The sequence below is a fragment of the Streptomyces sp. NPDC043738 genome, assembly GCF_056436545.1.
Genome location: NZ_JBWKCJ010000003.1, coordinates 348,475 through 371,778, shown reverse-complemented (window position 1 = coordinate 371,778; position 23,304 = coordinate 348,475). Strand labels below are relative to the sequence as shown.

The 23,304-nt window shown below is 71.3% G+C and carries 19 protein-coding genes and 1 tRNA gene; 14 read left to right on the top strand and 6 right to left on the bottom strand.

From position 1 onward, the window contains the following. Positions 1-155: 155 nt before the first annotated feature. From AC0680_RS07155 to AC0680_RS07145, 3 genes are all read left to right on the top strand, one after another. Positions 156-1,442, top strand: coding sequence for an ATP-grasp domain-containing protein (locus AC0680_RS07155; protein WP_478625651.1), 1,287 nt, complete (start codon positions 156-158; stop codon positions 1,440-1,442). A 91-nt stretch (positions 1,443-1,533) separates the two neighbouring features. Next, positions 1,534-2,814, top strand: coding sequence for an MDR family MFS transporter (locus AC0680_RS07150; RefSeq protein ID WP_478625650.1), 1,281 nt, complete (start codon positions 1,534-1,536; stop codon positions 2,812-2,814). Positions 2,815-2,949: 135 nt separating this feature from the next. Then, a tRNA-Met gene (locus tag AC0680_RS07145) sits at positions 2,950-3,023 on the top strand. 56 nt (positions 3,024-3,079) lie between these two features. Here the strand turns inward: AC0680_RS07145 and AC0680_RS07140 are convergent. Beyond that, on the bottom strand, positions 3,080-3,871 hold the full coding sequence (locus tag AC0680_RS07140; RefSeq protein WP_478625648.1) for an NAD(P)H-dependent oxidoreductase: 792 nt from the start codon (positions 3,869-3,871) through the stop codon (positions 3,080-3,082). A 165-nt stretch (positions 3,872-4,036) separates the two neighbouring features. Between AC0680_RS07140 and AC0680_RS07135 the strand changes: the two genes are divergently transcribed. From AC0680_RS07135 to AC0680_RS07125, 3 genes are all read left to right on the top strand, one after another. Then, a complete protein-coding gene (locus tag AC0680_RS07135) occupies positions 4,037-5,128 on the top strand; it encodes a GlxA family transcriptional regulator (RefSeq protein WP_478625742.1) in 1,092 nt (363 codons plus the stop codon). Positions 5,129-5,371: 243 nt separating this feature from the next. Next, entirely contained in the window at positions 5,372-6,283 is a 912-nt protein-coding gene (locus tag AC0680_RS07130; protein ID WP_478625741.1) for a DUF2797 domain-containing protein, read from the top strand. Positions 6,284-6,513: 230 nt separating this feature from the next. Beyond that, entirely contained in the window at positions 6,514-7,389 is an 876-nt protein-coding gene (locus tag AC0680_RS07125; RefSeq protein ID WP_478625647.1) for an amidohydrolase family protein, read from the top strand. Positions 7,390-7,458: 69 nt separating this feature from the next. Here AC0680_RS07125 and AC0680_RS07120 read toward each other — a convergent pair whose 3' ends face one another. Then, complete coding sequence (locus AC0680_RS07120; protein ID WP_478625645.1) at positions 7,459-8,013, bottom strand: NADPH-dependent FMN reductase; 555 nt, start codon at positions 8,011-8,013, stop codon at positions 7,459-7,461. Positions 8,014-8,425: 412 nt separating this feature from the next. On the opposite strand from AC0680_RS07120, the gene AC0680_RS07115 reads away from it, so the two are divergent. The 6 genes from AC0680_RS07115 to AC0680_RS07090 all read left to right on the top strand — a co-directional run bounded on the left by AC0680_RS07115 (position 8,426) and on the right by AC0680_RS07090 (position 17,248). Continuing rightward, the gene (locus AC0680_RS07115) at positions 8,426-9,127 is read left to right on the top strand and encodes a response regulator transcription factor (RefSeq protein WP_478625739.1); all 702 of its coding nucleotides are present in this window, start codon (positions 8,426-8,428) and stop codon (positions 9,125-9,127) included. A gap of 5 nt (positions 9,128-9,132) precedes the next feature. Beyond that, positions 9,133-10,704, top strand: coding sequence for a sensor histidine kinase (locus tag AC0680_RS07110; protein ID WP_478625643.1), 1,572 nt, complete (start codon positions 9,133-9,135; stop codon positions 10,702-10,704). An 85-nt stretch (positions 10,705-10,789) separates the two neighbouring features. Further along, positions 10,790-12,145 (top strand): bifunctional glycosyltransferase family 2/GtrA family protein, encoded by a 1,356-nt coding sequence (locus AC0680_RS07105; protein ID WP_478625641.1) that lies wholly within the window; start codon positions 10,790-10,792, stop codon positions 12,143-12,145. Next, on the top strand, positions 12,142-14,427 hold the full coding sequence (locus AC0680_RS07100) for an ArnT family glycosyltransferase (protein ID WP_478625640.1): 2,286 nt from the start codon (positions 12,142-12,144) through the stop codon (positions 14,425-14,427). The genes AC0680_RS07105 and AC0680_RS07100 overlap by 4 nt, the downstream gene beginning before the upstream one ends. Before the next feature lie 197 nt (positions 14,428-14,624). Continuing rightward, positions 14,625-16,181 carry an MFS transporter gene (locus AC0680_RS07095; protein WP_478625639.1) on the top strand — a complete coding sequence of 519 codons (1,557 nt, stop codon included), beginning with the start codon at positions 14,625-14,627 and terminating at the stop codon, positions 16,179-16,181. A gap of 278 nt (positions 16,182-16,459) precedes the next feature. Further along, entirely contained in the window at positions 16,460-17,248 is a 789-nt protein-coding gene (locus AC0680_RS07090) for a TetR/AcrR family transcriptional regulator (protein WP_478625637.1), read from the top strand. A 68-nt stretch (positions 17,249-17,316) separates the two neighbouring features. Here AC0680_RS07090 and AC0680_RS07085 read toward each other — a convergent pair whose 3' ends face one another. Then, positions 17,317-17,517 carry a hypothetical protein gene (locus AC0680_RS07085; RefSeq protein WP_478625635.1) on the bottom strand — a complete coding sequence of 67 codons (201 nt, stop codon included), beginning with the start codon at positions 17,515-17,517 and terminating at the stop codon, positions 17,317-17,319. 21 nt (positions 17,518-17,538) lie between these two features. After that, positions 17,539-17,691, bottom strand: coding sequence for a hypothetical protein (locus tag AC0680_RS07080; protein WP_478625633.1), 153 nt, complete (start codon positions 17,689-17,691; stop codon positions 17,539-17,541). A 330-nt stretch (positions 17,692-18,021) separates the two neighbouring features. On the opposite strand from AC0680_RS07080, the gene AC0680_RS07075 reads away from it, so the two are divergent. Together AC0680_RS07075 and AC0680_RS07070 are read left to right on the top strand one after the other, a co-directional pair. Then, positions 18,022-18,444: a YciI family protein gene (locus AC0680_RS07075; RefSeq protein WP_478625631.1), complete on the top strand. Its 423-nt coding sequence runs from the start codon at positions 18,022-18,024 to the stop codon at positions 18,442-18,444. Then, on the top strand, positions 18,437-19,612 hold the full coding sequence (locus tag AC0680_RS07070; RefSeq protein WP_478625630.1) for an RNA polymerase sigma factor: 1,176 nt from the start codon (positions 18,437-18,439) through the stop codon (positions 19,610-19,612). The genes AC0680_RS07075 and AC0680_RS07070 overlap by 8 nt, the downstream gene beginning before the upstream one ends. A gap of 51 nt (positions 19,613-19,663) precedes the next feature. Here the strand turns inward: AC0680_RS07070 and AC0680_RS07065 are convergent, their stop codons facing one another. Together AC0680_RS07065 and AC0680_RS07060 are read right to left on the bottom strand one after the other, a co-directional pair. Next, positions 19,664-20,506, bottom strand: coding sequence for a YceI family protein (locus tag AC0680_RS07065; RefSeq protein ID WP_478625628.1), 843 nt, complete (start codon positions 20,504-20,506; stop codon positions 19,664-19,666). Positions 20,507-20,720: 214 nt separating this feature from the next. Then, positions 20,721-23,222: an MFS transporter gene (locus AC0680_RS07060; RefSeq protein WP_478625737.1), complete on the bottom strand. Its 2,502-nt coding sequence runs from the start codon at positions 23,220-23,222 to the stop codon at positions 20,721-20,723. Positions 23,223-23,304 lie beyond the last annotated feature (82 nt).

The following is a 23,304-nucleotide window of genomic DNA, read 5'->3' as shown; positions in this document are numbered from 1 at the left end:
CTCGCCCATCATCATCCTTGCAGGTCGGTTTTTTTACTGCGCTCCTTTCGCGTACCAGAGAGTCATTGACGTGACTTTGATGTTGACTACACCTGCGGCGCCTCGTAGGTTGCTCGCCGGTAGCACAACGCCCGTCTGAACCCGAGGAGTTACGCGTGAGCAACCAAAATGAACTGCCCAGGCTCGTCTTTCTCGACGGTCCTGGGCCGCCTCCGCCGGCGTGGTATCTGCCGAAACTGAACGAGAATTTCGAGGTGCACGTCCTATGGGCTCCGACAGGCGATGAGAAGCGGGACGAATTACACGCTAGGACGCTCAGTCAGTACTGTGGGAATTCTCCGCTGCTGGGCGGTGACGATACCTTGGGGTCCGTTCTGGAGTTCTCTCGGAAGTGGGAGCCGGAAGGAATTCTCGGGTTCAGCGAGATGGTCGTGACGGAGACACATGCGGCTGCCCTGGAACTGGGGCTGCCGGCGAACCTGCCGGAATCCCTCCATGCGCTGAGGAGCAAGGAAGAGCAGCGCATCGCGCTGGCGAAGGGCGGAGTACCGGTGCCGCGGTTCGCTTCCGTGCTCTCGCTGTCCGATCTCCTCGGGGCAGTGGCGGAAGTGGGCCTCCCCGCGGTCCTCAAGCCGTCCGCCGGCGTCGGCAGCATGGCCACGTACCACGTCACGGAGGGGGTCGACCTGACCGAGTTGTGGGACACCGCAACCTCCCACTACACGGCAGATCCGCGCGGGAACGGCACGGTGCACTTCGTTCTGGAGGAGATGCTGATAGGCGAGCGGTGGCACGACGACCCCCGTTACGCCCCCTACATCAGCGTTGAGTCGCTGGTACAGAACGGTTCCGCGACACATTGCGCTGTGACTGACAAGTTCCCGCTCTCGGAGACATTCCGCGAGAACGGCGGCATCCTGCCCTCAAGCCTCCCCGAACATCGGATCAACTCTGTTTTGGAGTGCGCGACGCAGGCCATCTCGGCCATGGGGATCACGAACTCGATGGTGCACACGGAGGTCATGCTCACAGCGGCCGGTCCGAGGATCATCGAGGTCAACAGCCGACTAGGGGGAGGAGTGATCGAGCATCTCCACCTCAGTTTCGACTACGACATCGTCACCGCAATGGCCAACGTCGCCACTGGACGCCCTGTTGCGCCGATGGGTCCCCGGCTGCTCAGCTCGGCGCTGTACTTCCCGCAGTCGCCAGCGAGAGACGCCACCCTTGCCAAGGTTCCGACTGTCGACGATCTGCTGGCCTTCGACGAGGTCGTCGAAGCCGAGCTGTTCTACGCGGCCGGCGATTCCCCGGACTGGGCGCGAGGGACATCGGGCGGCAAGCTGGCCCGCGTCATCGCGGCATCCGAATCACCGAACCAGCTCCTTGACCTGGCAGATTTCCTGGCCTCGGACAAGGCATTCACTTACGTTCCCGACTGATCCCGCCGGTGAGGCGGGGGTCTCCGCGTCACCTCAAACGGTTCTAGGGAGGGCACGAGCCGGAGACGTCGTCCGGCAGGAAGCGTGAGGAATGACGAATCCACAAGACGAGCTGGCGCCGGACGGCCGGGAAGCCACAGCACAGCCCGTCCCGGTCAGCAGTGTGTGGCAGAAGTGGACCGGCGGCCTCACAGGCCACTTCTGGGTGGTCTGGGGTGCCACCCTGACGAATCAACTGGGATCCATGGTGATCCCCTACCTGAGCTACTACCTCATACAAGAACAGAACATTTCGCTCTCCGCCGTCGGCGTGGTGCTCGCCATGTCCGGTTTCGGCGGCATCATCTCGCAACTGTGCGGCGGACTGCTGGTCGACCGCATCGGCTATCGGGCCACGATGACGCTGGGGATGACCGGAACGGGCGCCTTCCTCTTTTTCCTCGGCGCGGTGGACCAGGTGATCTTGATCGCCCTGTTCGCCTTCCTGGTCGGTCTGGCGGCAGAGATGCACAGACCCGCCTCGGCCTCGATGATCGCCGCCTACTACACACCAGCCAACCGCCCAAAGGCGTACGGCCTGCTGTACTGGGCCGTGAACCTCGGCTACGCATTCTCCATGGTGTTCGGAGGCTCACTGGTCCGCCACGGCTTCACCGTTCTCTTCTGGGTCAACTCCGCTGCCTGTGTCGCCGCCGGCCTCCTGGTGTGGTTCAAGGGGAAGCCGACGGAGGGCGCCAGGCAAGCGGCCGACTCGGATGCCCGGTCGGGCAGCTACCTGGACGTCGCGCGTGACCGGCTCATGCTGGCCTATCTCGGATCCTGGTTTGCCTACGGGATCGTCTTCTGCCAGGCGCTGACGACACTTCCCCTGGCCATGAAGCTCGACGGAATCGCTCCTTCGACCTTCGGATATGTGATGGCTACCAACGCCGTTGTCATCATCATGGTTCAGCCCGTGGCAGGCCCGCTGCTCTCCAGGCTGGACCACAGCCATGTGCTCATCGGCGGCATCATCGTCCTAGGGGCTGGGTACGGCGCCACGGCACTCGTCTCCACCCCGGTCGGATACGCGGCCACCGTGGCCGTATGGACGCTGGGAGAAGTGGCCGTCAGCTCGGTGAACCAGGCCGTGATCGCTTCCTTCGCACCCGCTGCATCGCGCGGGCGGTACTACGGGCTCTACGGCATGACCTGGTCCACGGCTTCGCTCGCCGCCCCCCTGATGGGCACGTGGCTGCTGCAATGGCGAGCCGCCGGACTCTGGACCGTCTGCGTGTTTTTGTGCCTCGCTGCCGCGGCGGGCCAGTGGCTCCTCATTCCGAAGATCAGGGCGCGGTCCGGCAGGGTGCACCCGTTGCCATCAGCCACCTGAGAGGGCGGCGGCCGGCGGTCGTGGGGAGGGTGTGGATGGTGGGGGAGTTGGGAGGTGGTCGGGGGCGTGCTGGGGGTGGGGTGGGAGAAACGATTAGGCGTTGGGGCGGGAGTCGCGTAGTGTTCGGGGAACCGACGCGGGGTGGAGCAGCTCGGTAGCTCGCTGGGCTCATAACCCAGAGGTCGCAGGTTCAAATCCTGTCCCCGCTACTGATGCCGTAGGCCCAGTGGATTCGTATCCGCTGGGCCTACGGCCTTTTTTGCGTTCAGTCGTGGGCCGGGGGCGGTGGGGAGGTGTAGTGGGCGGCCGGGCCGGTGGGGGTCGGGGCCAGGTGGGGGTGGAGGAGGAGGTCCTCGTCGTAGTCGCCGGTGTTCTGGTGGCGGAAGGGGAGCGGCTCGGTGGTGGGGAGGGTGCGCAGGCGCTCCCGTAGGCGGGCGGCGGCGGTCCCGTAGGCGGTGGGGGTGGCGCGGTCCGCGCCCGGGATCAGGAGGGGCGGGACGACGGAGATCCCCGTGTACCAGAGGGTGCCGTGCTGGAGGGGGAAGAGGAGGTCGTTGAGGTCGCCGTTGACACCGCGCGGGCCGAGGGTCGCGGCGCGGGCGCCGGCGGTGGTGATGACCATGGCGCGCTTGCCGGTGAGTCTGCCGTCGCCGTAGCGGCGGGGGCGGCCGGTGGCGGGGTCGTTGAGGCCGAAGGCGAAGCCCTTGACGAAGACGCGGTCGAACCAGCCCTTGAGGATGGCCGGCATTCCGTACCACCAGAGGGGGAACTGGACGATCAGGGTGTCCGCCCAGGTGAGTTTCCGCTGTTCGGAGGCGATGTCGGGACTCAAGTGGCCGTTGGTGTAGGCGCGTTCGGAGGCCTCGCCGACCAGGAGGCGGTCGGACGGGTCGTGGCCGTAGTCGGCGGCGTCGACCACCGGGTTCCACTTCATGGCGTACAGGTCGGAGACGCGGTACTGGTGGCCGTGGGCTTCGAGGGTGCGCAGGCCCTCCGTCTTGAGGGCGCCGCTCAGGGAGCGCTGGTCGGGGTGTGCGAACAGCCAGAGGACCTTCATGGCGTCCACTGTCCGGGGTGGGCGGGACGGCACACGAGTGGCCGGATGGTCATAGAGTGCAAGGATCGGGCCATGAGGGGGGCGGCGAGGGGTGCGGTGGGTGTGGGGGATGCGAGGGGTGTGAGTGGCGTGAGCGGTGCGAATGGTGTGGGTGGTGTGAGGCGTATGCGTGGTGTGGTGGAGGGACGTGGTGGGGGTTCGGAGTGGTCGGCGGGTGGTGAGGGGCGGCGGCACCGGGTGGCCGTGCTGGTGCGGGACGGGATGCTGCCCATCGAGGTGGGGATCGTGCACCGGATCTTCGGGGAGGCCCGGTCGGCCGCCGGGGAGCCGCTGTACGAGCTGGTGACCTGTGCGCTGGAGCCCGGCGAGGTGCGTACGGACACCGACTTCACGGTGAACGTCGAGCACGGCCCGGAGGCGCTGGCGGAGGCCGACACCGTGGTCGTGCCGGCGGCCAACGCGGACTACGGCCCGGGGGAGGAGCGGTGTGCCGGGCTGCTGGGCGCGGCGATGGCCGACGCGCTGCGGCGGATCCGGCCCGGGACCCGGGTCGCGTCGATCTGCACGGGGGCGTTCGTACTGGCCGCGGCCGGGCTGCTGGACGGGCGGCGGGCCACCACCCACTGGCGGTCGGTGGACGACTTCCGCCGGCTGTTCCCGGCCGTCGAGCTGGATGCGGATGTGCTGTACACGGACGAAGGGGATGTGCTGACGGCGGCCGGGGTCGCGTCGGGGATCGACCTGTGTCTGCACATGGTCCGGTCCGACCACGGGGCGGCGGTCGCCAATGACGTCGCACGGCGGACGGTCGTGCCGCCGCACCGGGAGGGCGGTCAGGCGCAGTACATCCGGCGGCCGATTCCGGAGCCGCAGGTGTCCTCCACGGGGGCGGCGCGGGCCTGGGCGCTGGAGAACCTGGACCGGCCGCTGAGCCTGCGGGAACTGGCGGCGCGGGAGTCGATGAGCGTACGGACCTTCACCCGGCGCTTCCGGGAGGAGGTCGGGGTCTCGCCGCTGCAGTGGCTGACCCAGCAACGGATCGAGCGGGCGCGGCAGTTGCTGGAGGAGACGGAGCTGACGGTGGACCGGATCGCGGCCGAGGCGGGGTTTGGGACGGCGGCCTCGCTGCGCGCGCATCTCCAGTCGGCGTTGGGGGTGTCGCCGCGGGCTTATCGGAGCACGTTTCGGGGGGCCGGGGCCGGGGCGGGGGGCGGTGTCGCCGGTGGCGGCGGCGGTGGTGGTGGGCTGGTGGCGTGAGCCTGGGGGAAGCCGGTGCGGTCCGGGGCGGCGCGGGGGGAGGACCGGGGTCGGTCGGGGTGTGGTGCGGTGGCGGGCGTTGTCAGTGGGCGGTCGTACGCTGGCGATGTGTGGCGATGCACGGGACCACGCTGGTCGGGCGGCGGGTCGGGCAGGGGGACGGGGTCGGTGCCGGGGCCGGAGGGGCCGTTCGGGCAGCGGCTCGGCTGGTACTGCGCAGAGCGGGGCGAGGAGCGGGTCAGCATGCTCCCCGCGGGCAAGCGGCTGGCGTTCGCCGCACAGGGTGAGCGGCGCTGCCTGGGGGTACGGCGGGCCGGGGGCTGGATCGTCTGCCCGTATGCGGCGGTGCTCGACGGTGCGAGCGCCAAGGACCAGTGCGCGCGCTGTGCTCAGCTGGACCGTTCGCGGTCGGTGGCCGCCGACACCATGGCCGACGATCCGCGCCCGTACGGCGTCTATCTCGCGTACTTCGGTCCCGGTCTGCTCAAAGTGGGGATCACGGCCGCCGAGCGCGGCTCGGCGCGCCTGGTGGAGCAGGGCGCGGTGGCGTACGCCTGGCTGGGGCGCGGGCCCCTGATGGCGGCGCGGCGGGCGGAGGCGCTGCTGGGGAGCGCGCTGGCGGTCCCCGACCGGTTCGCGAAGGCGGCGAAGCGGGCGGCGCGCGGGGCGCTGCCGCCCGTGCCGGAGCGGGCCGCCGAACTGGCCCAACTGCACGGCAGGGCGAGGGAACTGGCGGGCTGGCCGGAAGCGCTGGAGCCGGTGACGTTCGCCTGTACGGACCATGCGGAGCTGTTCGGGCTCGACCGCATCCCGCACGAGGTGGCGGAGCTGGGCGGGATGACGGCGGGCGCGGAGATCGTGGGGGAGGTGCTGGCCGGGGTGGGCTCGGATGTGTATGTGCGGCTGGCCGGGGAGGTCGAGGGGGAGGCGGCCGGGGAGGTTGGGGTGGTCGGGGGAGAAGCCGGTGAGGTGGCTCGCGGAGGGGCCGGCGGGGTGGTCGGTGGAGCGGCCGGCGGGGTGGTTGCGGTGCTGGATGCCAGGGGGTTGGCGGGGTGGGTGCTGGGGGCGGCTTCGGGGCGGGTGACGACCGTTCCGGTTCGGGCGGCGGCGTCCCGGACGAGGGAGCGGGAGGGGGAGCAGGAGGGATTGTTCTGATCCGCGGGAGGGGGATGTGGGCAGGGCCCTTCCGGTTCCTGGTGGACCTAGCGGGCCTACTAGGCCTGGTGGGCCGGTGGGCCGAGCGGGACCGGCTGGACCGAGTGGGACCGGATAGACCGAGTGGCGCTGGTTAGGCCGAGTGGGACTGGTGGGCCTGGTGGTGGGCCTGGTAGGTCTGGACGTGGGCGGCCTGCGAGTGGGTCGGAGGCGTCGGGGAGGGGGCCTGAGTGGCGGACGGCGATGAGCGGGTCGGTGCGTTCTGGCGCGGGTTGGGGCTGCCGGGGCTGATCGATGTGCATACCCACTTCATGCCCGAGCGGGTGATGGCGAAGGTCTGGGCGTACTTCGACGCCGCCGGCCCGCTGGTGGGCCGCAGATGGCCGATCGAGTACCGCTTCGAGGAGGACGAGCGGCTGGAGGTGCTGCGCGGCTTCGGCGTACGGGCCTTCACGTCGATGGTCTACCCCCACAAGCCGGGGATGGCGCGGTGGCTCAACGGATGGGCTGCCGACTTCGCGGCCCGTACGCCCGACTGCCTGCGGACCGCGACGTTCTTCCCGGAGGACGCGGCCGCGGCGTATGTCCGCGACGAACTGGCCGACGGCGTACGGGTCTTCAAGGCGCATGTGCAGGTGGGGGCGTACGACCCGGCCGACGCGCTGCTCGACCCGGTGTGGGGCGCCGTGGCGGAGGCGGGTGTGCCGGTGGTCGTCCACTGCGGGTCGGGGCCCGTGCCGGGCAAGCACACCGGGCCCGAGCCGATCGCGCGGCTGCTGGCCCGCCACCCTCGGCTGCGGTTGATCATCGCGCACATGGGCATGCCGGAGTACGCCGACTTCCTGGACCTCGCGCAGCGTTATCCGGGTGTGCACCTGGACACGACGATGGCCTTCACGGATTTCTCCGAGCGGGACGCGCCCTTTCCGCGGGCGGAACGCGGCCGGCTCGCGGACCTCGGCGACCGGGTGCTGTTCGGCAGCGACTTCCCCAACATCCCCTACGGGTACGCCCATGCGCTGGAGGCGCTGACCCGGCTGGAGATGGGGGACGAGTGGCTGCGGGGGGTCTGTCACGGGAATGCGGCGCGGCTGTTCGGCGTGTGAGGGGCGGGCGGGCAGTGTCCGGCGCTTCGACCGGATGACATGGAGCCTCAGGCTGGATCACACGAGGCGTCAGGCCGGATCAGGGGTGGACGGGGCGGTGACGGCTGCGGCGAGCTGAGCCATGGCTGTCGCCAGGTCGGCGAGGGTGGGCTCGTCCGTGACCCGTTCGGTGACGGCGTCGATCTTCGGGCCGATGGCGGGGATTTCGCGGCAGGCGGCCGCGACGACCTCACCGGTCATCATGCGCAGGGTCTCGCGGAGCTGGGCGTTGGCGTGGTCGCCGCCGGTGGGGAACGGGGAGGCGGTGAGCACCGCGACCGGCTTGTTGACGCATTCGCCGCTGCTGACCAGCCAGTCGAGCGCGTTCTTGAGGACGCCGGGGACCCCGTGTGCGTACTCGGGGGTGACGAGGAGCAGCGCATCGGCGGCCGCGACGGCCCCACGCAGGGCGGCGACGGGGGCGGGGGGAGTGGCGTCCTCGCCGTCCAGGTCGGGGTTGAAGTGCGGCAGCGCGCCGATGTCCGCGGTGGTGGCCGGCCCGTCCCAGAAGCCGAGGGCGGAACGCAGTACCGCCCCGTTGGAGGAGCGGGCTCGCAGGCTGCCGGAGAGGGCGAGGAGTCTCATGGGGTGACGGTACGGGGTGCGGCGGAGCGCGGATGGGGGAGGGGCCTCAGATGAGGGGAAAGTGCAGGTCAGGTGCATTGTCAGTGGTGGGTGCGATGCTGGGGAAGTGGTGATCGACCTGGACCGCGCGGGGGGCGGCCCAGGTCCGTCGCGGCGGGGGACAGGGGGCAGGAAGACAGGGGGACAGGGGGACCGACGGGGGAGCGGGGCACGGGGCGGACCGTAGGGAGGAACACGGGGACGAACACGAGGAGTTGGTTTCTCAGGAGATTCACAGAAAGGGGAAAGGAAGCTTTCACAAGGGTGGGTCAGGCTCGGGGGCATGACCGTGACTTCGTCGTCCTCAGCTCCCCTTCGTGCGCCGGCAGCGGCCTCGTCTTCCAGGGGCGCGCCCGGCAAGCAGCCGGAGCTGTTGCGGGCCGACGGCAGCCCCGTACGGGTGCTGGTCGTGGACGACGAGTCCTCGCTCGCCGATCTGCTGTCCCTCGCGCTGCGCTACGAGGGCTGGGACATCCGTTCGGAGGGGGACGGCGCGGGTGCGCTGCGCTGTGCGCGCAGCTGGCGGCCGGACGCGGTGCTGCTCGACGTGATGCTGCCCGACATGGACGGGCTGACGGTGCTCGGACGACTGCGGCGTGAGCTGCCGGACGTACCGGTGTTGTTCCTGACCGCCAAGGACGCGGTCGAGGACCGGATCGCCGGGCTCACGGCGGGGGGCGACGACTACGTCACCAAGCCCTTCAGTCTGGAAGAGGTGGTGGCCCGGCTGCGGGGGCTGCTGAGGCGGGCCGGGGCGGCCGCCGCACGCAGCGAATCGCGGCTGACCGTGGGCGACCTGGTGCTCGACGAGGACAGCCACGAGGTGTGGCGGGACGGCCAGGAGATCCATCTGACGGCCACCGAGTTCGAGCTGCTGCGATACCTGATGCGCAATCCGCGGCGGGTGCTGAGCAAGACGCAGATCCTCGACCGGGTCTGGAGCTATGACTTCGGCGGTCAGGCGAACGTCGTGGAGCTGTACATCTCGTACCTGCGGCGCAAGATCGACGCGGGGCGGGAGCCGATGATCCACACCCGGCGGGGTGCGGGCTATCTGATCAAGCCGGTTGGGTAAGGCGGGTGGTGAGCGGCGTGTCCCGCCGCCGGCGCCGTTGGTCGCTACGGGCGCGGCTCGTGGCGTCGGCCGTGGCGCTGATCGCCGTCGTCGGGGCCGTCATCGGGGTGGTCACGACGATTGCGCTGCACTCCTATCTGCAGGGCGAGTTGGACAAGCAGCTGGGCGAATCCGTCGGGCGGGTGGAGGGGTTTCGGCTGCATGCTCCGCCGCGCGGCGGACCGCTGGATTTCGTGGCGATGGGGGGCCAGCCGCTGGGGACGGTGGGGGCGCTGGTCGGCCCCGACGGCACGGTCGACCTCGCGGCGAAGCTGAGCGATTCGACGAGCCGGGAGCCGGGCGAGCGATTGGCGGGGCTGACCCGGGGCCAGGTCAGGGCGCTGAGCGCGGTGCAGCGGGACGGTAAGCCGCACACCGCCGAGATCCCCGGGCTCGGCGACTACCGCGTGAGGTCCGCCAAGGACGGCTCGCTGCTGCTCGGGCTGCCGCTCGCCCGTGTCCAGGGCACGGTCGGCAGGCTCGTGGTCATCGAGGAGTGCGTGACGGTCGCCGGGCTGATCGCGGCCGGAATCGCCGGCCACTCCATGGTCGGCTTCGCGCTGCGGCCGCTGCGCCGGGTCGCCGCCACCGCCACCCGTGTCTCCGAACTCCCCCTCCACCAGGGCGAGGTGGTGCTGCACGTCCGTGTGCCGGAGTCCGAGGCGGACGGGCGTACGGAGGTGGGACAGGTCGGTGCGGCGCTGAACCGGCTGCTGGGGCATGTCGGCTCGGCGCTCTCGGCCCGCCAGGAGAGCGAGATGCGGGTCCGGCGCTTCGTCGCCGACGCCAGCCATGAGCTGCGTACGCCGCTGGCGTCGATCCGGGGCTATGCCGAGCTGACCCGGCGCGGGGACGAACGGCCGGGGCCGGTGACCCGCCACGCCCTGGGGCGGATCGAGTCGGAGGCGGAGCGGATGACGGGGCTGGTGGAGGACCTGCTGCTGCTCGCCCGGCTCGATTCCGGGCGCCCGCTCTCGTATGAGAGCACTGATCTCTCACCGTTGGTGGTGGATGCGGTCAGCGATGCACGAGTGGCCGGGCCCGGCCATCGGTGGCGGTTGGAGCTGCCCGATGAGCCGGCGTTGGTGTACGGCGACGGCGGCCGGCTGCACCAGATATTGGTGAACCTGCTGGCCAATGCCCGTACGCACACCCCGGAGGGGACGACGGTCACGGCGCGGGTGCGCGGCGCCGGGCTGGGGGGCGCGTACGGAGGCGCTGAAGGTGCCGCCCCCGAGGGCGGTGGGAGGGGCGTTCATGGAGGCGTTCGCGCAGGCGTGGTGCAGTTGGAGGTGCAGGACGACGGGCCCGGTATTCCGGCCGAGCTCCTCCCGCATGTCTTCGAGCGGTTTGCGCGCGGTGACGCCTCGCGGTCACGCGCCGCCGGAAGTACCGGCCTCGGGCTGGCGATCGTGCAGGCGGTGGTGGCCGCGCACGGTGGCACGGTCGAGGTCGAGAGCGTGCCGGGCCGGACGGTGTTCACGGTGACGCTCCCGGTGGTGGGCTCCGGCAGCCGTCCGGCCGTCGCCGCGGTGTGATCGGCCCGGCGTCACCCGCCGACTCACAGCGCCGGCACAGGCTCAGCACACGGCCGTGACAGCGGGGTTGGCGAGTGTCGTTGCCATGACGACGACTCAGCCGCCCCGTGCTCCACTGGGCTCCCTGCCGCCACGCGAGCATCTGCCGCTCGGGCGGGTCGCGACCGTTCTCGATGTGGTCATCCCCGTCCACAACGAGGAGAGTGATCTCGAGCCGTGCGTCCGGCGCCTGCACGAGCACCTCGCCCGGACCTTCCCCTACGGGTTCCGGATCACCATCGCCGACAACGCGAGCACCGACCGTACGCCGGACGTCGCCGCCCGGCTCGACGACGCGATCGACGAGGTCACGGCGGTACGGCTGGAGCAGAAGGGGCGCGGCAGGGCGCTGCGCACCGTGTGGTCGCTCTCCGAGGCGCCGGTGCTGGCCTATATGGACGTCGATCTGTCCACCGACCTCAACGCCCTGTTGCCGCTGGTCGCGCCGCTGATCTCGGGGCATTCGGACCTGGCGATCGGCTCCCGGCTCAGCCGCAGCTCGCGCGTCGTCCGCGGGCCGAAGCGGGAGTTCATCTCCCGTACGTACAACCTCATCCTGCGGGGCTCGCTCGCCGCGCGCTTCTCCGACGCGCAGTGCGGGTTCAAGGCCATACGGGGAGACGTGGCGGAACGGCTGCTGCCGATGGTCGAGGACACCGGGTGGTTCTTCGACACCGAGATGCTGGTGCTCGCGGAGCGGGCCGGGCTGCGGATCCACGAAGTGCCGGTGGACTGGGTCGACGACCCCGACAGCACCGTGCACATCGTGCGGACGGCCATGGACGACCTCAAGGGCGTATGGCGGGTGGGGCGGGCCCTGGCGACCGGGGCGCTGCCGCTGGACCGGCTGGCCCGGCCGTTCGGGGACGACCCGCGGGACCGCGAGCTGTCCGGGGTGCCCGGCGGTCTGGCCCGTCAGCTGGTCGGCTTCTGTGTCGTCGGCGGGCTCAGCACGCTGTGCTATCTCGCCCTGTACTCCCTCTTCCGGCTCGGTCTGGGGCCCCAACTGGCCAACGCGGCCGCACTGTTGGTGTCGGCGGTCGGCAACACCGCCGCCAACCGGCGGCTGACCTTCGGCGTACGGGGGCGGGACCGGGCACTGCGCCATCAGGCCCAGGGGCTGGTGGTCTTCGCCATCGGGCTGGCGCTGACCAGCGGCTCGCTCGCCGCCCTCGACGCCGCCAGCGGCAACGCCTCGCACGGCACCGAACTCGCGGTGCTGGTCGCGGCCAACCTCGCGGCGACGGTGCTGCGGTTCCTGCTCTTCCGCGCCTGGGTCTTTCCGGAGCGTGAACGCGGGGACGACCACGTCACCCCGCCGCTTGACCGGCACGAGTCGCGTGACCGGTACGAGTCGCTCGACCGGCACGACACGAACGACACCCCCAGGAGCACCCGATGACCCGGCACCCGTCCCCCACGCCGTCCGCCCCCGCGCGGGTCCTGCGCGGCCACCCCACGGATCCGCGCTGGGCGCGACCCGCGCTGCTGGCGTTGTTGCTGGTCACGGCGGTGCTCTACCTGTGGAGCCTGTCCGCGTCCGAGTACGCCAACCAGTTCTACTCGGCCGCCGTACAGGCCGGCAGCGAGAGCTGGAAGGCGTTCTTCTTCGGCTCCTCCGACGCGGCGAACTCCATCACCGTCGACAAGCCGCCGGCCGCGCTGTGGCCGATGGCGCTGTCCGTACGGCTCTTCGGGCTCAGTTCCTGGGCGATCCTGGTACCCGAGGCGCTGATGGGCGTGGCGACGGTCGGCGTGCTGTACGCGGCCGTACGGCGGCGGTTCGGCGCGGGGGCCGGGCTGCTCGCGGGCGGGGTGCTGGCGGTGACGCCGGTGGCGGCGCTGATGTTCCGCTTCAACAACCCCGATGCGCTGCTGTGCCTCCTGATGGTCTGTGCGATCGCCGCCGTGCTGCGTGCGCTTGCGGACGGCCGGACGAAGTGGCTGGTGCTGGCCGGGGTCTGCTTCGGGCTGGGATTCCTCACCAAGACGCTCCAGGCGTGGCTGATCCTGCCGCCGCTCGCCGTGGCCTATGCCTGCTGTGCGCCGGTCGCGCTGCGCCGGCGGCTCGGACAGCTGCTGCTCGCCGGGCTGGCGATCGTGGTGTCCGGCGGCTGGTGGGTGGCGGTCGTCGAGCTGTGGCCGGCGGCCTCGCGCCCGTACATCGGCGGCTCGCAGCACAACAGCTTCCTGGAGCTGACCTTCGGCTACAACGGCTTCGGGCGGATCACCGGCGACGAGACCGGCAGCGTCGGCGGGGGCGGCGCCCGCCCCGGCGGAGGCGGCGGAGGCGGATGGGGGGAGACCGGCATCACCCGGCTTTTCTCGGCCGACATGGGCGGGCAGATCGCGTGGCTGCTGCCCGCCGCGCTGATCCTGCTGGTCGTGGCGGTGTGCATGCTGTGGCGGGCCCGCCGGACGAGCGCCGCCGAACAGGCCGAACAGGCAGTACAAGCCGAACAGGCAGCACAGGCAGCACAGGCCGTACAAGCCGAACAGGCCGGTCAGCGGGCGGAGTTCCTGGTCTGGGGCGGCGCGCTGCTGATGACGTTCACGACCTTCAGCTTCATGTCCGGGATCTTCCACCAGTACTACAACATCGCACTGGCCCCGTACATCGCGGCGCTGGTCGGGATGGGCGCGACGCTGCTGTGGCGGCGCGGCGGGCGGTTCGCCTCGATCGTGCTGGCCGCGACGGTCGCGGTGACCGCCGCCTGGTCGTACGTGCTGCTGGACCGTTCACCGGACTGGCTGCCGTGGCTGCGCTGGACGGTGCTGGCGCTCGGGGCGATGGCGGCGCTGGGCCTGCTGGTGCCGCTGCGGCGGGCGGGAGCGGCGGTACGGAGTGAGGCGCCGGTGCCGGCGGGCCGCCGGGTCGCCGTGCTCGCGGCCGGGGCGGGGCTGGTGGCGGCGCTGGCCGGGCCGGTGGCGTACACGCTCGATACGGTCGACACACCCAAGGGCGGTTCGATCATCACGGCCGGGCCTTCTGTGCGGGGCGGTATGGGCGGACCTGGAGGCGGGGGCTTCCCCGGTGGCCGCGGCCGCGGCATGTGGCCCGGTATCAACGCCGGAGCCAACGCCAACGGAGGCAACAACGCCAACGGGGGCAACAACGCCAACGGAGGCAACAACGGCCTGCCGGGCCGCTCCCAAGGCGGTGCCCCAGGCGGCGCGCCCGGAGCCGGCCGGCCGGGCCAGGGCAACCCGGCAGGCCAGGCGCTCCCCCCGGGCCGGAGCCAGGGCGGGCAGGCCTTCCCCGGCCGTATCGGCGGAACGGGCGAGCGCGGCGCCGGCCGGATGGGCGGCATGGGCGGCCTGCTCAACGGCAGCAAGGTCAGTGCCAAGGCCGAGGCCCTGCTGGAGAAGGACGCGGACGACTACACCTGGGCCGCCGCGGCCGTCGGCTCCCAGAATGCCGCGAGCCACCAACTCGCCACCGAGAAGCCGGTGATGGCGATCGGCGGTTTCAACGGGAGCGACCCGTCACCGACCCTCGCCCAGTTCAAGAAGTATGTCGCGGACGGGAGGATCCACTACTTCATCGGTGGCGGACGGGGCGGCTTCGGCGGCCCCGGAGGCGGCCAGGGCAGCTCGTCGAAGATCAGTTCCTGGGTGGAGAAGACCTTCAAGAAGGTCACCGTCGGCAGCGCCACCTTCTACGACCTGACCCGGAAGGCCTAGGGCGCCTCCGATGGGGCACGGCCGGGTCTGACCCGTCGGGCACGCTCCAGCGGGCCTCGCTCGGGGACTTCCCCTAAGGGGCCGATGGCTCCCCTGGCAAAGCCCTCCCCAGGTGGTCGGGCAATAATTCAATTGTACGGCGTATAACTCTCCCTGTACGGTGTAAAGCATCCGCTCGCACCGTACAGGGAGCCCGTATGACCTCCGTGGCCTCCGAAGCCACCACCCTGCAGTCGACGGGACGGCACTCCGCCCGCTGGCTGATCCTGGCCGTCATCTGCATCGCGCAGCTCACGGTCATCCTCGACAACACCGTCCTCAACGTCGCGATCCCCTCCCTCACCGAGGACCTGGGCGCGACCACCGCCGACGTCCAGTGGATGATCAACGCCTATTCACTGGTCCAGTCCGGCCTGCTGCTCACCGCGGGCAACTCCGCCGACCGCTACGGCCGCAAGAAGATGCTCGCCGTCGGCCTGGTGCTCTTCGGCGTCGCCTCGCTCGGTGCCGCACTCGCCCAGTCCCCCGGCCAGCTGATAGCCGCCCGCGCCGGCATGGGCGTCGGCGGCGCGCTGCTGGTGACCACCACCCTCGCCGTCGTCATGCAGATCTTCGACGACGCGGAGCGCCCCCGGGCCATCGGCATCTGGAGCTCGGTCAACTCCCTGGGCTTCGCCGCCGGGCCGCTGATCGGCGGCGCACTCCTCGACCACTTCTGGTGGGGCTCGCTGTTCCTGGTCAACCTCCCCGTCGCGGTCATCGCGTTCGTGGCCGTCGTCACCCTCGTCCCCGAGTCCAAGAGCCGGGCCGGTGAGCGCCCGGATCTGCTGGGCGCCCTGCTGTCCACGATCGGCATGGTCGGAGTGGTCTTCGCGATCATCTCCGGACCGGTCGAGGGGTGGCTGTCCGGCCAGGTGGTGATCTCCGCCGCCATCGGCATCGCCGCGCTCGCCCTCTTCGCGGGATGGGAGCTGCACGTCCCGCACCCCATGCTGGACATGCACTTCTTCCAGAACCGCCGCTTCATCGGTGCCGTCTCCGGCGGCATCCTCGTCGCCTTCGGCATGGGCGGTTCGATGTTCCTGCTCACCCAGCACCTCCAACTGGTGCTCGGCTACGGTCCGTTGGACGCGGGGCTGCGGATGGCGCCGCTCGCCGTCACCGTCATCCTGATCAACTTCACCGGCCTGAGCGCCCGCCTGCTGCCCAAGTTCGGCACCCCCGGAATGATCGTCTCCGGCATGTCCCTGCTCGCGGCCGGCCTCGCCGCCATCTCCCTGCTCGGCGGCCACAGCTACGGCGGCATGCTGACCGGCCTGATCGTGATGGGCATCGGTGTCGCGCTCGCCATGCCGACGATGGCCAACGCCATCATGTCCGCCATCCCGCCGGCGAAGGCCGGAGTGGGCGCCGGCGTCAACGGCACGCTGATGGAGTTCGGCCAGGGCCTGGGCGTCGCCGTCCTCGGCGCGGTCCTCAACTCCCGCTTCGTGGCCCTGCTCCCACTGGTCGCCGCGGGCGCCGGCTCGCTGCCCGCCGCCCTCGACCGGACCCGTACCGACGCCGAACGCTCCGCCGTCCAGGACGCGTTCGCCTCCGGCATCGGCACCAGCCAGCTGGTCGGCGCGACCGCGGTGTTCCTCGGCGGACTGCTCGCGGCCGTACTGCTGCGCCGGGCGGAGCGCACCGCCCAGCAGCCGACGGCACCGGGGGCGGCCACCGGCCCGGAGCCGGCCGCCGCCGCGGCCGAATAGCATCGACGGTGTACGTGATCGTGAACGGCGCGTACGGGCGGTCCGCAGCACCTGGGCGACACTCGGAGGCTGCCGGAGACGGCCGGGGAAACCGGGACGACCCCCAAAAGACCCGGACGACGCCCGGACGGCACCCGTGCGCACCGTTCACCGGCCACGACACCGACACAGCAACCCGGACACCCGGACACCCGGACACCCAGACACCCAGCCACCCCGTCGGCAAGGACTCCCGCCGGGACCGGCACCGACGACGCTCAGGAACAAGGAGGGGCGCCATGGCAGCGACGGACGGCCGCGCCAGAAAGCGGCCGAGCAGCGTCTGGCTGACCGAACGGCCCCCGCTCAAACGGAAGGCGGACCAGCCGGCCGGACTCGGCCTCGACAAGATCGTCGCGACCACGGTCCGGCTGCTGGACACCGAGGGCCTGGCGAAGTTCTCGATGCGTCGGCTCGCCGCCGAGCTGGGCGTCACCGCGATGTCCGTCTACTGGTACGTCGACACCAAGGACGACCTGCTGGAACTCGCCCTGGACAGCGTCATGGGCGAGATGCGGATGCCGGACGAGGACGCCGCGGACCGCGACTGGCGCGACCACCTGCGCTCACTGGCCGGCGAATACCGCGCCCTGCTGACCGGCCACCCCTGGGTGGTCCGGCTGCTGGGCACGTACATCAACATCGGCCCGCACTCCATCGCCTTCTCCAACGCCACCATGCGGGTGATGAAGGAGAGCGGGCTGTCCCTGGAACAGATCACCGGCGGGCTGTCCGCCGTCTTCCAGTTCGTCTACGGCTTCGCCACCATCGAGGGCCTGTTCGACGCCCGCTGCGCGGAGGCGGGGTTGCCCGTCGACGAGTACTTCCAGCAGGTGATGTCCGCGGTCCAGGGCCGTCCTGAGTTCGCGGAGACGATGGAGAACTCCACCAAGGTCATGGAGGCCCGCGGCGGGTCCACCGTGCGGGACATGCGCGACCGGGACTTCGCCTTCGCGCTGGATCTGCAGATCGCCGGGATCGAGGCGCTGCGGGACCGGGGCGACGACCTCGGGCCGGGCCCCGGGTAGGAGGCCCGGCCCGGCGGAAACCGCGAAACCGCGAAACCGCGAAACCGCGGAGCGCGTGCGGTGGACGGTCAGGGCCGGACGAGGACGATCGAGTTGATCGGCGTCAGGTCCTTGTCCACGTAGTAGCCCGGGTCCATGAAGCCCTGGCAGTCGCCGGTGCCGTTGTAGCCGGTGCAGGTGCGTGCCTTGGCGCCACCGGTCTGGTTGTTGAAGACGTAGTGCCGCCCGACCTGGCCGCTGAGGTTGTGGGCGCCGTAGCTGTAGTACACGTGGGACGGACGGTCGCCGTTTCACCCCGCGTTCTGCGGGTAGACGCACACGGCGCCGGACGGGCAGCCGTGCGAGGCGCCCGCCGGTGCCGCCTGGGCGCCGGCCGCGCCGACCGTGGCCAGGGCGCCGACGGCGAATGTGAGCGCCGCGGCCGTCTTCATGATCCTTCGCATGGTTCTCCCCCGTTTGCTGGTCGAGTGGGTTCGTCGCTGGTCGAGTGGGATCGACCTCGCGACATGGAGTCTGTCCGGGGCGCCGGGGATGCGCCATCTTTTCGATGTGGGTCGAAAAGGGCGCTTCGTGGATCGGCGCGCATCCACGACCGCCCCATCCGACCGCCCCACGGGACAGCCCACCCGACCGCCCCACGGGACAGTCCACCCGACCGCTCCACACGAGAGCCCGAAAAAAATTCCGGCGGCGATGTCGAGAACCCGTGACCGGCTCCGTCCCCGAGGTGAACGCGACCACAATGGGTCGCACCAGCACCGAGGAGAAGCATCATGGCCAAGTACTTGCTGCTCAAGCACTACCGCGGCGCTCCGGCTGCGGTGAACGACGTGCCCATGGACCAGTGGACGCCCGAGGAGATCTCGGCGCATGTGCAGTACATGCAGGACTTCGCGGCCAGGCTGGAGAAGACCGGTGAGTTCGTCGACGGACAGGCGCTCGCCCCCGAGGGGACCTGGGTCCGGTACGACGGCGAGGGGCGCCCGCCGGTCACCGACGGCCCCTTCGCCGAGACCAAGGACCTCATCGCCGGCTGGATGGTGATCGACGTCGACAGCCACGAGCGCGCCGTCGAGCTGGCCGGGGAGCTGTCGGCCGCCCCCGGGGCGGGCGGGAAGCCGATCCACGAGTGGCTGGAGGTGCGCCCGTTCCTGACCGCGCCGCCCACCATCTCGGAGTGCGCCTTCCATGGATGAGGCCCTGCTCCGGAGCCTCACCCCGAGCGTGCTCGCCGTCCTCGTCCACCGCGGAGCCGACTTCGCGGCGGCCGAGGACGCCGTGCAGGACGCCCTGGTCGAGGCGGTCCGCGTCTGGCCGGCCGACCCTCCGAGGGATGCGAAGGGCTGGCTGGTCACCGTGGCCTGGCGCAGGTTCCTCGACGCCACCCGCGCCGACACCGCCCGCCGCCGGCGCGAGGACCGCGTCGACCAGGAGCCGGCCCCCGGGCCCGCGCCCTCGGCGGACGACACGCTCCAGCTCTACTTCCTGTGCGCCCACCCGTCGCTGTCGCCGTCCTCCGCGGTCGCGCTCACGCTGCGCGCCGTCGGCGGCCTGACCACCCGCCAGATCGCCCAGGCCTACCTGGTGCCCGAGGCGACCATGGCGCAGCGCATCAGCCGGGCCAAGCGCACCGTCTCCGGCGTGCGCCTGGACCGGCCCGGCGACGTCGCCACCGTGCTGCGCGTCCTCTACCTGGTCTTCAACGAGGGCTACTCCGGCGACGTCGACCTGGCCGCCGAGGCCATCCGGCTCACCCGGCAGCTCGCGGCCCAGGTCGACCACCCCGAAGTGGCGGGGCTGCTCGCCCTCATGCTGCTCCACCACGCCCGGCGCGCCACCCGGACCGCACCCGACGGCAGCCTGGTGCCGCTCGCCGAGCAGGACCGCGGCCGGTGGGACACCGCCGCGATCGCCGAGGGCGTCGGGATCCTGCAGGCGGCCCTCGCCCGCGACCGGCTGGGCGAGTTCCAGGCCCAGGCCGCCATCGCGGCGCTGCACGCCGACGCGCCCACCGCCGAGGAGACCGACTGGGTGCAGATCGTCGAGTGGTACGACGAGCTCATGCGCCTGACCGACAGCCCGGTCGTCCGGCTCAACCGCGCGGTCGCCGTCGGTGAGGCCGACGGCCCGCGCGCCGGCCTGGCGGCGCTCGCGGCGCTGGAGGACTCTTCCCCGAGCTCGTCGAGCAGGGGATACTCCGTCCCCCGCCACGCCGCGGTGGCGGCGTACCTCCACGAGCGCGACGGCGACCCGGCGACGGCGGCCCGGCTGTACGCCGAGGCGGCCCGGAAGGCACCCAACCTCGCCGAACGCGACTACCTGACGCGCCAGGCCGCCCGGCTCAACGCCCGCCGGCGCCGCTGACGGGTCGCGCGCGGACAGCGACCACGGGCGCGCCGGCCCGCCCGCCGCGCCTCACCCCATCGGCAGCGTCTCGCCCTGCACCGCCTGGATGTCCAGCTCCACCTTCAACGTCGTCCCGATCGCCGCGATGCCGGCCGCCACGACCTGGTTGTAGTTCATCTTGAAGTCCTCGCGGCGCAGCTCGGCGGTGGCGCGGAAGGCGGCGCGCACCCCGCCCCACGGGTCGGGACCGGTGCCGAGGTAGCTCAGTTCGAGGTCCACCGGCCGTACGACGCCGTGCAGCGCCAGCTCGCCGTGGACCGTCCAGCGGTCCGGGCCGGCCGGCCGCAGGCCCGAACTGCGGTAGGTGATCTCCGGGTGCTCCTCGACGTCGAGGAAGTCCTCGGAGCGCAGATGGCCGTCGCGCATGCCGTTGCCGGTGTCGATCGAGGAGGCCTTGATCGCGGCCTCGACCCGCGACTCCGCCAGGTCCTCGGCGATCTCGATCCGGCCGCTGAACTCGGTGAACCGGCCGTGCACGCTGGAGATGCCCAGGTGCTGGGCGACCGCGGCCACCGTCGAGTGCATCGGGTCGATGGTCCACGGTCCGGGCGGCGGCAGCTCGGCCCCGCCCTGCCGGGCCAGCACGACGCTGCCCACGTCCATCCGGCCGCTCGCCGTCACGATCGCGCTGGAGGCGACCGGCGCGTAGCCGACGGCCGTCACGATAACCGTGTACGGGCCGGCGGGCAGCGGCTGCCCGCTGCGGATGGCGCCTTCCTCGTCCGCCGCCGCGCGCAGCACCTGTGCGCCCGTCATGTCGGTGACGGTCAGTACGGCGTGCTGGACCGCCCAGCCGTCCCGTGTGCGGACCTGCGCCCTTACGCCCGCAGCTCCCGCGCCCGTCGAATGCATTGCCTCTCCCGTTTGTTGCCTGGTCTGGGGTCTCCCCTGCTCATGGGGGGCCGAGTGTCGGGCTCCGGACGGCGGCGTGCAGGCCGTCCCCTGCCTGTGCGCAGCGCCGCCGCCGGAGCCCTGGTGTCCGGTCCGGGGCGCGTCTCCGCTCAACGCGCGCCCCGGGCCGGGGTCTTGCCGCCCCGAAGGTGGTCCTCCGGGGGCTTCTTCGGGGTCAGTCCCCTGGGTGCGCGAGCTCGACGTCGTAGCCGTCGACCCCGCGTGCGTCGACCGAGAGGCCGTTGGCGACCGGTGGGTAGCCGCTCGCGATCACCGTGTAGTCGCCGGCGTCCAGGTCGGTGAAGGCGTACGCGCCGTCCTCCCCGGTCGTCGAGGTGGCCACGACGTTGCCCGCCGCGTCCACCAGCGTGACCCGCGCGTCCGTCAGCGGCCGGCGGTCGGCACCGGCGCGCACGACGCCCTGCACCCGGGCCCCGGACAGCAGCTCCACCTCGATGCGGGTCGTGCCCTGCCCGCCGACCTCGACCGGCAGCGCGGACGGGCGGTGACCGGCGGCGTTCACGGCGACGGTGAAGGTCCCCGGCGCCAGCTCGTCGAAGGCGAAGTAACCCTCGGCGCCGGTCTTTCCGGTGGCCAGCACCTCACCGCGGACGTCGGTGACGACGACCATCGCACCGTCGACCGGCTCGCCGGTGACCGCGGCGCGGACCTGGCCGGCGAGGCCGCTGGTGCCGCTGAGCAGGATGTCGTAGCCGTAGGGCTGGTCGCCGACGACGACCGTGGACGCCTGCGGCTGGTGCCCGTCGGCCGCGGCGATCAGCACATACGAGCCGGCGCCGGGGGCGCTGAGCGCGTAGGAGCCGTTGGCCTGGGCGACCGCGCGGGCCAGCTGGCGCCCGCTGAGCGAGATCAGCGTCACCGCGGAGCGCGGCACGGGGCTGCCCTCCGCGTTGCGGACGAAGCCGTGCACCGACGGGCCGGCCGGGGTGGCGTCGGAGCCGCCGGCGGAGGCGAAGGCCTGGAGCGGCTGAGTGGCCGGCGCGGCGGCGGGCTGCGCCCAGGACGGGGTGTGGGCGTCGTCGTCCGAGGTGAGCGGGGCGCCCACCAGCGCGGGCTCGCGGTCGGCGGCCGGTGCCGGCGCGGCGGCCTGGGCAGGAACGGCGGCGTCCGACGCGGCGGCCTCGCTCTCGGCGCTCTGGGACAGTCCGCCCCGGGTCTTCAACGCGACCTCCTTGATGAACAGGGTGAAGAGGAAGGCGAGCAGCGCGCAGGGCGCCGCGTACAGGAAGACGTCGGCGACGCCGTGGCCGTAGGCGCTCTCCATGACGGTGCGCAGCGGCGCCGGGAGGGCGTCCAGGTCCGGGATGCCGCCGCCGCTGTTGCCGGCGCCGTGCGCGGCGGCCTTGGCGGCCTTGGGCCCGAGTTCGGCCAGGCCGTCCTTGACGTAGTGGGTGACGCGGTTGGCCAGCACCGCACCGAGGGCCGAGACACCCACCGCACCGCCGAGGGAACGGAAGAAGGTCACGACGGACGAGGCGGAACCGAGGTCCTCGGGAGCGACCTGGTTCTGCGTGGCCAGCACCAGGTTCTGCATCATCATGCCGATGCCCAGGCCCATCAGGGCCATGAAGATCGCGATGTGCCAGTACTCGGTGTCGTAGCGGATGGTGCCCAGCAGACCCAGGCCCGCGGTCACCAGCACACCGCCGCTGACCAGCCAGGCCTTCCACTTGCCGGTCTTGGTGATGATCTGGCCCGAGACGGTCGAGGAGATGAACAGCCCGCCGATCATGGGGATGGTCATCACGCCGGACATCGTCGGCGACTTGCCGCGCGCCAGCTGGAAGTACTGGCTGAAGAACACGGTGCCGGCGAACATCGCGATACCGACGAACAGCGAGGCCAGCGACGCCAGGGTGATCGTCTTGTTGCGGAACAGCCGCAACGGGATGATCGGCTCCTTGGCCTTGGACTCGACGAAGACGAAGATCGCGCCGAGCACGACCGCGCCGCCGACCATCGCGGCGGTCTGCCACGACATCCAGTCGTACTTGTCACCGGCCAGCGTCACCCACACCAGCAGCAGCGAGACCGCCGCGCTGATGAAGAAGGCGCCCGCCCAGTCGACCTTGACGCCCTCGCGCCGGACGACGGGCAGCTTCAGGGTCTTCTGCAGCACGATCAGCGCGATGACCGCGAACGGTACGCCGACGTAGAAGCACCAGCGCCAGCCGAGCCAGCTGGTGTCGGTGATGACGCCACCGAGCAGCGGACCGCCGACGGTGGCGACGGCGAAGACCGCGCCGAGGTAGCCGCTGTAACGACCGCGCTCACGCGGTGAGATCATCGCGGCCATCACGATCTGGGCCAGCGCCGACAGACCGCCCACGCCGATGCCCTGCACCACACGGCAGGCGATCAGCATGCCGGTGTTCTGCGACAGGCCGGCGACGACCGAGCCCGCGACATAGATCACCAGCGCGAACTGCACCAGCAGCTTCTTGCTGAACAGGTCGGAGAGCTTGCCCCACAGGGGCGTGCTCGCCGTCATCGCCAGCAGCGCGGCGGTGACCACCCAGGTGTAGGCGCTCTGCCCGCCGTCCAGATCGTGAATGATCTCGGGCAGCGCGTTCGAGACGATCGTCGACGAAAGAATGGCGACGAACATGCCGAGCAGCAGCCCGGACAGCGCCTCCATTATCTGGCGGTGCGTCATGGGCGCCCCGCTGGAGGTGCTGTGTCCGCCCCCTCCGTGCTTGGCGTGGCCGCCCCGCACACCTGCCGGTGTGGTCGTAGCC